General features: G+C 65.8%; 9 protein-coding genes and 5 tRNA genes. 6 read left to right on the top strand and 8 right to left on the bottom strand.

Going from position 1 to position 10977, the window contains the following annotated elements; translation table 11 throughout:
• The 3 genes from FVW27_RS00120 to FVW27_RS00130 all read left to right on the top strand — a co-directional run.
• Window positions 1-1212 (top strand): chromosomal replication initiator protein DnaA (locus FVW27_RS00120; RefSeq protein ID WP_243838113.1); only part of this gene is annotated, 1212 nt, incomplete at its 5' end.
• Window positions 1213-1555: 343 nt separating this feature from the next.
• A complete protein-coding gene (locus tag FVW27_RS00125; RefSeq protein WP_167121748.1) occupies window positions 1556-2110 on the top strand; it encodes a helix-turn-helix domain-containing protein in 555 nt (184 codons plus the stop codon).
• A gap of 257 nt (window positions 2111-2367) precedes the next feature.
• The gene (locus FVW27_RS00130) at window positions 2368-4041 is read left to right on the top strand and encodes an AMP-binding protein (RefSeq protein ID WP_167121749.1); all 1674 of its coding nucleotides are present in this window, start codon (window positions 2368-2370) and stop codon (window positions 4039-4041) included.
• Window positions 4042-4394: 353 nt separating this feature from the next.
• Here FVW27_RS00130 and FVW27_RS00135 read toward each other — a convergent pair whose 3' ends face one another.
• The 4 genes from FVW27_RS00135 to FVW27_RS00150 form a co-directional block, all read right to left on the bottom strand.
• On the bottom strand, window positions 4395-6149 hold the full coding sequence (locus FVW27_RS00135) for a YcaO-like family protein (protein ID WP_167121750.1): 1755 nt from the start codon (window positions 6147-6149) through the stop codon (window positions 4395-4397).
• A gap of 92 nt (window positions 6150-6241) precedes the next feature.
• A complete protein-coding gene (locus FVW27_RS00140) occupies window positions 6242-7036 on the bottom strand; it encodes a class I SAM-dependent methyltransferase (protein ID WP_208294536.1) in 795 nt (264 codons plus the stop codon).
• Between the two features lie 377 nt (window positions 7037-7413).
• Window positions 7414-8025, bottom strand: a complete 612-nt coding sequence (locus FVW27_RS00145; protein WP_167121751.1) for a GNAT family N-acetyltransferase — start codon at window positions 8023-8025, stop codon at window positions 7414-7416.
• Window positions 8026-8385: 360 nt separating this feature from the next.
• Window positions 8386-8460, bottom strand: a tRNA-Gly gene (locus tag FVW27_RS00150).
• 383 nt (window positions 8461-8843) lie between these two features.
• Here FVW27_RS00150 and FVW27_RS00155 point away from each other — a divergent pair.
• Window positions 8844-9179, top strand: a complete 336-nt coding sequence (locus FVW27_RS00155) for a DUF302 domain-containing protein (RefSeq protein WP_243838114.1) — start codon at window positions 8844-8846, stop codon at window positions 9177-9179.
• Window positions 9180-9248: 69 nt separating this feature from the next.
• Here the strand turns inward: FVW27_RS00155 and FVW27_RS00160 are convergent.
• From FVW27_RS00160 to FVW27_RS00175, 4 genes are all read right to left on the bottom strand, one after another.
• Window positions 9249-9323: transfer RNA gene (locus FVW27_RS00160), tRNA-Gly, on the bottom strand.
• Between the two features lie 57 nt (window positions 9324-9380).
• Window positions 9381-9455, bottom strand: a tRNA-Gly gene (locus tag FVW27_RS00165).
• An 8-nt stretch (window positions 9456-9463) separates the two neighbouring features.
• Window positions 9464-9538, bottom strand: a tRNA-Cys gene (locus FVW27_RS00170).
• 13 nt (window positions 9539-9551) lie between these two features.
• Window positions 9552-9626: transfer RNA gene (locus FVW27_RS00175), tRNA-Gly, on the bottom strand.
• Between the two features lie 475 nt (window positions 9627-10101).
• Between FVW27_RS00175 and dksA the strand changes: the two genes are divergently transcribed.
• Together dksA and FVW27_RS00185 are read left to right on the top strand one after the other, a co-directional pair.
• Window positions 10102-10464, top strand: coding sequence for an RNA polymerase-binding protein DksA (gene dksA / locus FVW27_RS00180; protein ID WP_167121753.1), 363 nt, complete (start codon window positions 10102-10104; stop codon window positions 10462-10464).
• 176 nt (window positions 10465-10640) lie between these two features.
• Window positions 10641-10977: NFACT family protein (locus tag FVW27_RS00185; protein WP_208294537.1), on the top strand; the 337-nt coding region annotated here is incomplete at its 3' end.

Below are 10977 nucleotides of genomic sequence, written 5' to 3' on the forward strand. Positions count from 1 at the left end.
GCGGCACCGGACGTGGAGGCCGCAGACGGCACGCAGGCCCTGCCCGTGCCCGCAGCCCAGATTTCCCAGGCCGTTCAGGCCGTGGCCGCGCGTTCCGTGTCCGGTATCGCCGCGCGTGCCGCCCACACCGCCCACGCCGCACAACTGGGCCTGCCGCTGGACATACCCGCCCCGAACCGCGCCCTGAACTGGCGCTTTTCGTTCGACTCGTTCGTGGTGGGTCCCAACAACGAACTGGCTTTCGCGGCCTCGCGCGGCATCTGCCGAGAAACCCTTTCCGCCGATACGCTGTTCCTCAGCTCCGGTCCGGGCCTTGGCAAGACGCATCTGATGCAGGCCGTGGGCCGAGCCCTGTGCGAGGTCAGCAACCGTGCCGCGCCGCGCGTGGAGTACCTGACCGCCGAAGAATTCGCCACCCGGCTCATCGCCGCCCTGAAGGCGCGGGAAGTGGACCGCTTCAAGGCCCGTTACCGCGACGTGGACGTGCTGCTGCTGGAGGACGTGCACTTCCTGCAGGGCAAGGAACGCATGCAGGACGAGGTGCTGGCCACGGTGAAGGCGCTGAAGTCGCGCGGCAGCCGCGTGGTGCTGTCCAGTTCGTTCGCCGCGCGCGACCTCAAGAACCTCGATACACAGTTGGTCTCGCGGTTCTGCTCCGGCTTTCTCGCGCACATCGACAAGCCCGGCTTCGAAACGCGCCGCCGCATCCTGTGCGAAAAGGCCCGCCTGCACCAGGTGATGCTGCCCGACAACGTCACCGACCTGCTGGCCGACCACATCCGCACCGATGTGCGCCAGATCGAAAGCTGCCTGCACAACCTGGTGCTGAAGGCCAAGCTGCTGAACCGCCAGATTTCCATGGAGATGGCCTGGGAAGTGCTTGGCCACTACGCCCAGCAGGAAGTGGTCATGGACTTCGAGGGCATCGTGCGCAAGGTGTGCGAAGGCTTCGGCATTTCGCCCAAGCAGCTCAATTCGCGCAGCCGCAAGCGTGAATACGTGGTTGCCCGCAACTCCGTGTTCTATCTGGCCCGCAAGCACACCGACCTTTCGCTGAAGGAAATCGGCGACCGGTTCAGCCGTCGCCACTCCACGGTGCTGAAGGGCATCACCTCCATCGAGCGCGAAATGAGCCGCGAAACGCCGTTGGGCCGTCAGGTCACCAACACGCTGTCGCTCATCGAACGCAACGGTCGAATTACCTACCCCTAGCCATGGGGGGTGCCACCGCGTATGCGGTCGGCAAGGCGCAGGCCATGACGGCGGCGCGGACCTCCCCGGTTCGCGCCGCCTTTCGTTTTGGTCCGAATCCGATTCGACGGATTGACGGGCTGGCCGACTGGCCCGACCGGGCGGTCCAGTGAGCTTGGTGAAAGTGGACGGATTGACCAACTGGACCCGCAACCCCACGCTACCAGCCAAGCGCGCGGCGGATGCCCTTGGCATGGCGGGCTTTTCATTTACGACACGCTGGGGTATCGCAATGCTTCCCCCAGCGATCGAGAGCGCCACCGCAATGTGCAAGGGCGCGGTAGCACAACAGGAGGACCGGACGATGCAACAACCGCCCTACAAGGAAATCGCGCCTCGCCTGGCCGGGCTGCGCGATGCCTGCGGCTTTTCGCGGCAGGAACTGGCGGACAAGGTGGGCGTTACCGAGGCGGAAGTCGCCCGCTTCGAAAGCGGCGAGGTGGAGATACCGGTGAGCTTTCTTACCGACGTGGCCCGTGAATGCGGCGTGGACCTGACCGCGCTGATTTCCGGCGGCGATGCCCATCTGCACGGCTACAGCCTGGTGCGCAAGGGCGAAGGCCTTTCGGTGCAGCGCCGCAAGGACTACGACTACTGGAACCTGGCCTCGCGCTTCACCAACCGGCGCATGGAGCCGTTTCTGGTGCGCGTGCCCCCCAAGGAAGAAAAGGATCTGGTGTTCAACTACCACCGGGGCCAGGAATTCATCTACATCCTGGAAGGCCGCCTGGAGATCTGGCTGAACGACGCGCGCCATGTGCTTGCCGCCGGTGACAGCTTGTACTTCAGTTCGCGCATTCCGCACGCCCTGCGCGGCCTTGACGGTGCGGATGCGGTCTTTCTGGACGTAATTAGCTAGGGCCGTCCCGGTGGGCCTTTCGTCCGCTGGCTGCGTCAAACAGCGTCCGGCATTCGGTCAAATACCGAAAGAGTATGTTCCCTCATGCCGGACTTGTTTTCCTTGCCAGCGAACGAAAATCCGCACCGGGCCGCGGTCCTTCGGGCGCAGCCCGCTATTACGCCGCAGGAAAACGCCCCCGCCGCCACCATGGGGGGCGCGCCGTACACGCCATCAGTCAACAAGCCCGCAAGGGATCGCTTCGCAGGGATGCACCCATGACCTACACCACAAAGTTTACGGCCAAGGATTACAAGGAATTCTGCGCCACGTTCCGCATCGACGCCCCGGACACCTTCAATTTTGCCTTCGACGTGCTGGACCCCATCGCGGCGTCCGATCCGGGGCGGCTGTGCATAGCCCACGTGGATGATGCGGGCGTGCGGCGCGACTATACCTTCGCCTGGATGGCCGAGGCCTCTGCCAAGCTGGCCAACGCGCTGCGCTTGCAGGGCATCCGCAAGGGCGACCGGGTGATGCTGGTGCTGTACCGGCGCATCGAGTTCTGGGTGTCCATGCTGGCCCTGCACCGCCTTGGCGCGGTGGCCATTCCCGCCCCGTCGCAGCTTACCCCCAAGGACATCGTGTTCCGCGTGGAGCGCGCCAGGACCCGGTGCGTCATCGTGGACCATTCCATCACCGAGCGCGTGGAGGCCGCCCGGCCCGACTGTCCCGGCCTTGCCGTGTGCGTGCAGGTGGGCGGCGACGCCCTGCCGCGCGGCTGGGTGGACTATGACACCATCTTCACCCCGGCGGAGGCCAGGTTCCCCCGCCCGGAAAGTCCGCTGGAGTTCGCGGGCGGCGAAGACCCGCTGCTGATCTTCTTTTCGTCCGGCACCACGGGCATGCCCAAGATGGTGGAGCACGTGCACACCTACCCGCTGGGGCACCTGCTGACCGGCATGTACTGGCACGACCTGGTGCCAGGCGACCTGCACCTGACCCTGGCCGACACCGGTTGGGGCAAGGCGGTGTGGGGCAAGTTCTACGGCCAGTGGATGGCCGGGGCCTCGGTGTTCGTGTACGACTTCCGGGGCAAGTTCGAACCGGCGGCCCTGCTGGGCGTGCTGGCCGACCACGCCGTGACCACCTTCTGCGCGCCGCCCACCGTGTACCGCTTCCTTGTCCGGCAGGATCTGGCCGCGTACGACCTGTCGAAGCTGCGCCACTGCACCACGGCGGGCGAACTGCTGAACGACAGCGTGTTCCACGACTGGAAGGCCGCCACCGGCCTTGAAATCCACGAAGGCTACGGCCAGACGGAAACCACCCTGCAAATCGCCACGCTGCCGTGCATGGCCCCCAAGGCCGGTTCCATCGGTCGGCCCATGCCCGGCTGGGACGTGGTGCTGCAGGATGCGGCTGGCAACGTCTGCCCCCCCGGCGAGGAAGGCGAAATCTGCGTGCGCGTGGCCGAGGGGCTGCCCGTGGGGCTGTTCCGCGGCTATCTCGAAGAGCCGGAAAAGACCGCCTCGGTCATGTTCGGCGGCTACTACCACACCGGCGACAAGGCCTGGATGGATGAAGACGGCTATTACTGGTTCCTGGGCCGCGTGGATGACCTGATCAAGAGCTCCGGCTACCGCATCGGACCGTTCGAGGTGGAAAGCGCCCTCGTGGCCCACCCCGCCGTGGTGGAGGCCGCCGTGACCGGCGTGCCCGACCCCCTGCGCGGGCAGGCCGTGAAGGCCACCGTGGTGCTGGCCACCGGCTACACCGCCTCGGACGCACTGACCAAGGAGCTTCAGGACCATGTGAAGAAGGTGACCGCGCCGTACAAGTACCCGCGCATCATCGACTACGTGGCCGAACTGCCCAAGACCATCAGCGGCAAGATCAAGCGTGCCGAAATCCGCGAGCGTGACCAGCAGGCCGGTGGGCCCGGGGCGTAGCGGGTCTTTCGGTTCTTTGTGAGGCGCTGGCGTTTTGGTTTTTGTTGTTTTTGTACGCCTCCGGCGGGCAGGGGACTTTGCGCGTTGCGATCGCCATCCGTAATGCTCGAAGACTCGCATAACGGCTGCCGTCCCCTGCACCCCCCTTTAGGGTGAAAAGACGAAACGGGGAGAACGCGATTCGCGTTCTCCCCGTTTTATTTCGTGTGAGAGGTTTTGTGAGTTTCATGGCTTATAGCCCTGAGCCAATTTCCTACCCCCAATTAAGAAGTTTGGGAGGGTGGGGGGGGGCGGGGGAGGGAACCTTTTTCAAAAGGTTCCCTCCCCCGATACTTCTTCATCGGTATTCTCTCCTACCCCGCCTGGGCTTGTAGTTCCGCCAGATGGGTGCGGGCGAAGTCGAGGGAGGGGTCGATTTCGAGAGCGGCTTCCAGCAGGTGCGCGGCGGTGTCGGCATCGCCGAGGAACTTGTGGCACAGCCCCAGGTTGGCGAGATCAATGACGGATCCCTTGTCCAGGCGCAGCACGCTTTCGAAGTTGACGGCGGCCTTGGCGTAGTCGCCCAGCTTGAAGTGGCACACGCCACGCAGGTTGAAGTATTCCTTCATTTCCGGGCAGGCGGTCACGGCGCGGTCAAGGCCGGGCAGGGCGGCGGCCCAGTTTTGGGCCAGGGTGTGCACGTAGGCGCCGTAGAAGGCGGCAAGGCCGCGCGCGTCGGCGTCGGGTTGCAGGGGTTCGCTGGTTTCGAACCAGTGGCGCGCCTCGTCCAGGGCTTCGGCACGCAGGGCCAGCATGCCCCGGAAGAACGGCACGAAATGCGCGCCGGGGTATATCTCCGCCAGCACCTCAAGGCCGCGCAGGGCGGTATCGGCGTCGGCTTCCTCGCTCAGGATGCGGCCCACGAACAGGCCGATGGAGGCGTTCTTGTCCCGTTCGCGAAAGCGGAACCCCGGCACGATGTTGTAGTGGGTGGACACGTCCGCGTCGGGGTTGCGGGTAGAGATGGACAACAGGGTGTAGCCCTGCCGGGCGAGGCCGTCGGAAAGGGTGGTGAGCTCGCGCAGGATGTCGTCCGATTCCACGGTGGGCAGCGAGGACAGCGGCGCCACGGGGCCGCGCCGCAGCCATTCGATGTCTTCCAGCCGTTCGTACTTGGGCAGGCCGGATGCCTCGTAGCAGGCGCCGGTGATGAAGTCGCCCGCAAGCTGGGCGATTTCGGTCAGGGCGCGCACGGCGGCCTTGACCGGGGTGGCGGCGGTGCCTGCGGTGTAGACGATCTCGGAGCGCACCGGGAAGGTGGCCGGGTCCCAGGCCACGGCGCCCACGGTGGGCACGGGCAGGCCAAGGGAAAAGTCTTTCAGCACCACCTGCACGCCGTGCCGGGCAAAGCGGTCCAGCAGGTCGCGCAGCACGGCATCGTCACCGGAACCATCGGGCGAGATGTCGATGGTTGGCAGTTCGGGCATGGTTTCGTCGATGATGCAGCACACATGGCGCTCCACCAGTTCGCAGGCGCCCTGGAGGATGGATTCTTCCTCGGTGTTGCCCGCCGACGAGCCGTTGAACTCGCCCAGCTTCTTGAACCAGTCCAGCGGCAGCCACACCTCGCGGCCTTCGCTGCCGTCGCGCGGGATGACGGTGGCGGGGAAGAACTTCCAGCGGATCAGGTCCAGGGCGCGCACGGCGTCGTGCGGGGCGATGGGGTCGTGCACGGACTTGGCGATTTCTTCCACGGGCAGCAGCGCATCGCCGAAGCGGGCCTGCGCCTCGCTCCAGGTGGCCTCGACCATGCCGGGCATGTCGCGCCAGAAGGTGAAGAAGCTGTAGCGCTCCATCAGTTCCATCAGGGCCGATGCCTCGGCCTGCTCCACGGACGCGCCCTTGCCCATCTGCTTGCGGGTGGGCATGACGCGCTTGGCGTCGGCCCCGCACATGCTGAGAAACACGGGAATGCCCAGCCGGTCCACGTCCACGCGGCGGGTTTCGGCAAGGATGTCCACGTCGAGGCTGGCAAGGCGCTGGCGCACGCGGCGCACGGTTTCCACGGGCGAGGTGGCCTTGTCCTGGTCCTTGGTATAGCCCTTGGGGCAGGGAGAAAGCTTGATCATGCGGATGGTCCGTGAGGGGTCGAGGTTGCGGATGCGGGCCGTTTGGTGGTCCGGCTGGCTACGCCGACTGGTGCCGTGATCGGCTGGGCCGACTAGGCCGGAGCGGCGGGTGCAGCGCCCGTGCGCTTGGGGGTAAGCCGGTGCACCAGGAACAGGCGGCGTTCTTCCTGCCCGTCGTCGCCGGTGGACTTGATGCCCACGGGCTGCTCGGCCACGTCGAAGTCGCGCCCGGCCAGCTTCAGGAAGTGGGCGGCCTTGCGGCGTTTGTCGGTGCACAGCATGGCCTGCCCGCCGGAGGCCACGTGGCGGGCCAGGAACTTGGCCAGCGGGCGGTGCAGATCTTCCAGGTACAGGATTTCGGCCCCGGCGATGACGTCGTAGCGGGCGTTCAGCCGCGCGGCGGTGATGTCGCAGCGGCGCACCTCCACCCGGTCGGCAAGGCCGTTGCGCAGAACGTTGATGCGCGCGAAGAGCAGGGCGTCGTCGTGCACGTCGGTGATGGTCACGCGGGCAAAGCCGTAGCGCGCGGCGATGAGTCCGGTGACGCCGCAGCCCGCGCCGACCTCCAGCAGGCTTTTGCCCGCCGGGTCCAGCTTGCGCAGAAAGCGCCCCAGCAGGAACGAGGCGGGCCATATCTTGGCCCACAGGGGCAGGTCGCGCAGCGGATCCTTGATGGCGTTGGTGGCGATGAGCCGGTCGAGGTGGCCGGTCATGTTGCGGATCTGCAGGATTTCCAGCGGCGCGTCATCAACAGTGAGGGTTTCGAAACCCACTTCGTAGCGTTCGCGCGCCTTGGCCAGCAGGCGTTCCAGTTCGGCGGCGTTGGCGTCTGCCGTGGGGGCGGTTTCGGTGCTATGGAGGTCCGGGGTGTCCGGTTGTTCGGTCATGGGCTGTCCTTTTGTGGGCCGACGGCTGCGGGAGCCGATGTGGCCGGTTTCCGGTGCGGACCGGTTGCCAGGGCGCGCGCCGGGCGGGCGGATGCAAAGGCCGGAAGAACCCGGCGTGCCGGAGGGCACGAGAGGGCTGGCGGCGGCGCGTCCGGAGTTCATGCCTCAACAGGACGGGCAGTGCAAGCTGGGTGGCGGTAAGCACGCGCTTTGCGGCGAACGGCGGCGCGAAGATGCGGGTACGGGGGAGCAGGGCGGCAAGGCGGCAGGAGCGGCGCAATCATGAAGGCAAGGCTGGGGCAGGGCGGAACGCAAAGGCCGCGGGGATGCGGAAGACGGGCGCGTGGGGCTGACTGCCCGGACGCCCGGCACGGTGGTCATTCCGCCAGAGTCGGTTCGTCGGGTGTTCGGAATGGCCGCTCGTCATGTGGCTTGAGCCGCTTGCGGGCCTCTATGGCCACCAGCCGCACGAAGCCGCCCTCCACGGCCATTACCCGGATGTCCCGGCGCAGTTCGCGGTAGCCGTGCTCCTTGTAGAAATCCAGGGCGTTGAGCGAGGCGGTCAGGCGCAGTTCCGGCCAGCCCTGCTGCATGGCGTGGCGTTCCAGTTCATGCAGTAGCGCGGTGCCGGTGCCGGGCGGGGCCTGCGGCGCGGCGTACAGATAGGCCACCTCGTCGCCGCGCAGTGCGCCGAAGCCGACAACAGATGGGGCGGACGGGGGGGGCGGGGCGGTTTCCTGTGGCCCATGGGCTTCTGTCTTCGGGGGGGGGCCAAGGGGCGCCGTACCCATTGTCTCCGCCACCAGAAACGGATTCATGCCCAGCTCAAGCTCCCGCCGGAACTGCTCCTCGGTGCGGCCAGCGCACCATGCGGACAGTTGCTCCGCATCGTAGCTGCACGCGCCCTTGCCGTGGATGGCGGCATGGAACACGCCGATGATGGCGGCGGCGTCGTCCGGGGTGGCAAGGCGGATGGCAATGCGGGGCATGGGGGTGTCCTGCGGCTGGGGTGATGCTTTCGGCATATGCCGGGAATGACCGGTGAGCAACCGCTTTGCCCCATTGCGGCGGCTGCACGCGGTGCTGGTGTGCGCAGACAGAGGCGGGGTGCTCCTGAAGGGGCAGATCGGGCTGACCGGAGGAGGGGCTGCCAGACGTTGTCACGGGGGTGAGAGGGGCTTGGCCGGGACAGGCCGGGGCAGACAGGAACGGGTCGGGACAGAACAGAGCGGGCCGAAGCGGGCTGGGAGACGATATGGCGTTGCAGCGTCTGTCTGTGCCGGTGCTGACGCCGGAAACGGCAAAGGCCGCCTTGCGGCGGCCTTTGGTGCCCTTGTGGGGCGAAATTTTGGAGCGGGAGACGGGATTTGAACCCGCGACTTCAACCTTGGCAAGGTTGCACTCTACCACTGAGTTACTCCCGCCCTTTCGGGCGACACGCGGGCCGGGCGAAACCGCCGTTCCCTCGTGCGGAGGGAGAGCTACCCTTTTTGTCGGGGACTTGTCAACATGCGTGCACGAAAAAAAAAGTGTATAGGGCTGGGGCGGCAGCGCAATGCGGGCCGCGATGCGAAAGGAAGGGCGCAGTGTGCCGTTTCGCGCGCGGGAAAAGGCGTAGGGTGTGATGTCTGTAGGCATCGCGCGGTGCCGGATGTCGGGCCGGAGAGTGCGTGGATGCGCACTGGGCATGTCGCGTCGGTTCCTGCGCGCAACCGAGCGGAAGAAAGGAGGAAATATGATCGAAGCGAGAAGCGACGGGGTGGTTTGCGTAACCTGTCAGGGAACGGTTCCGGAGGTTTGGGAACGTTTGCTGGGAACCCTGGACGACATGAACGTGCCTGTGTTCTGCACCGTGGACCATGCGGCCAACGCGGAAAGAACAGGACTGCGCATGCCAGCCACGCGGGTGGTGACCTTTGGAAACCCCGCCGTTGGCACGCTGCTGATGCTTGAAGCTCCGACCATCGCCATGGATCTGCCGTTGCGCATGCTGGTACGTGAGGCTGAAGGCGTCACCGTGCTGTCCTACGCGCGACCGGAGGCGTTGGCCGCACGTCACGGCATTGATCCTTCCTTCGCCCCCGTGGAAAAGGTGTCCACGTTCATGGCGGGGCTGGCGGAGTCTGTGCGTACCGGTCGGTAGGTCGGCAATATGGGGCTTTGAGGCCACACAGCAAAAAGCCCCCGTGCCTGGCGCGGGGGCTATGTGTTCTGGAGCGGGAAACGGGATTTGAACCCGCAACCTTCAGCTTGGGAAGCTGACACTCTACCGTTGAGTTATTCCCGCTAATGGTGGGGTATCGCTAGGGCTTTCCGCGCAGGGCGGTACATCCGGAGGAGACGGTGGAGCGGGAGACGGGATTTGAACCCGCGACTTCAACCTTGGCAAGGTTGCACTCTACCACTGAGTTACTCCCGCACCGATACTGGAGGCGGCATCCGGATTTGAACCGGAGAATGGAGGTTTTGCAGACCTCTGCCTTACCACTTGGCTATGCCGCCTCATCGGTTTCGTTGGAGCGGGAGACGGGATTTGAACCCGCGACTTCAACCTTGGCAAGGTTGCACTCTACCACTGAGTTACTCCCGCTCAACGAGGAGAGCCTTCTACGTCACAGCGCCGCTACCTGTCAAGCGAGGTTTTTGAAAAAACACGACCGATTTCCATAATATGTTGGCCGGTGCGGATTTGCGGGCACGGCGCGGCCAGGGCGACGGCGGCTTCCCGCCCGGTCGGTTCGGGCCTTGCTCCGTCATGCAGTTCCGTCGCGCAGTCCGGTCGTCCCTGCCCTGTCCGTCTGTTCTGTTTCGCCGTCCGCAGATGCACAGGACCCCTGCGCCGTTGCATCCACCCTCGTGCCTTACTATTCGGTGCTTTTTGGGCGTCAGTCAGCACCTGCCAACATTGCGGGCAATCCGTCCGTGTTTCCGCGAACGGAAATCAGGCCTCGCCCCTTTACTTTTATTGGCCGGATGATTTATGGCAGTTGCCTTGCAAGCGACAGCCCCACCCGGCACGCGTGCCGCCAGGAGGCGGTGCGCTGCGTACCGCGAGGAGGTTCCCCATGGATCAGAAGGATATCGAGTACTTCCGCGTATTGCTGACCCAGATGCTGGAAGAAGCCACGCAAAAGGGCGACCTCACGCTGGAAGACATGACGGATAACAACGAGGTTTTCGCCGATCCGGCGGACCGCGCCACCATGGAATCGGATCGCGCCTTCACCCTGCGCATCCGTGACCGCGAGCGGCGGCTGATCAAGAAAATTCAGGCGGCGCTGGGCCGCATAGAGGACGGCTCGTTCGGCATCTGCGACGAATGCGGCGAGGAAATCGGCGTGCCGCGCCTGAATGCGCGACCCGTGACCAAGCTGTGCATCAACTGCAAGAGCAAGCAGGAAGACGACGAGCGCGTCCGAGGCGATTAACGCCCACCACGGCCCCTCACCCTTGACGGGATGAGGGGCCGTTTTTTGTTGCGCCGTGCCCTATGGGACGGGCCCCCTGAGGTTGCCACAGGAGCATCCGCTGTCTGTCCGGATACGACTGGATCAGCCGGGTCTGCCTGGGCCTGTTCTCGGGCAACGTAGCCAGGGAAACGACGATGGACGCCCATCTGTTCCGCCGCGTCTGCCGGGCGCTGGTTCCGCTGCTGGCCGGGTGCCGCATCGAAAAGATCCACGCGCCCGCGCCGGACATCCATTCCCTCACCATCTTCGCCGCCGGGCGCAAGCAGGTGCTGGTGCTGCGCCACGGGCGCCGCGCGCCGCTGTTGTACCTGGCCGCGCACAAGCCCCCCAATCCGGCCCGGCCCGACGCCCAGGTCATGTTGCTGCGCAAGCATCTGGCCGGACGCCGCGTGGCTTGGGCCGGGTGCGACTGGCCGCGCCGCAGGCTGGCCCTGCGCATGGCGCCGCCAGCCGGACAGCCAGACGGGACGA

The organism is Nitratidesulfovibrio liaohensis, from assembly GCF_011682075.1.
GTDB lineage: Bacteria > Desulfobacterota > Desulfovibrionia > Desulfovibrionales > Desulfovibrionaceae > Cupidesulfovibrio > Cupidesulfovibrio liaohensis.

Coding starts and splice junctions, on each gene's coding strand:
- FVW27_RS00140 (WP_208294536.1), bottom strand. CDS start 7,036: ATGACCGAACAACCGGACACCCCGGACCTCCATAGCACCGAAACCGCC.
- FVW27_RS00125 (WP_167121748.1), top strand. CDS start 1,556: ATGCAACAACCGCCCTACAAGGAAATCGCGCCTCGCCTGGCCGGGCTG.
- FVW27_RS00135 (WP_167121750.1), bottom strand. CDS start 6,149: ATGATCAAGCTTTCTCCCTGCCCCAAGGGCTATACCAAGGACCAGGAC.
- dksA (WP_167121753.1), top strand. CDS start 10,102: ATGGATCAGAAGGATATCGAGTACTTCCGCGTATTGCTGACCCAGATG.
- FVW27_RS00130 (WP_167121749.1), top strand. CDS start 2,368: ATGACCTACACCACAAAGTTTACGGCCAAGGATTACAAGGAATTCTGC.
- FVW27_RS00145 (WP_167121751.1), bottom strand. CDS start 8,025: ATGCCCCGCATTGCCATCCGCCTTGCCACCCCGGACGACGCCGCCGCC.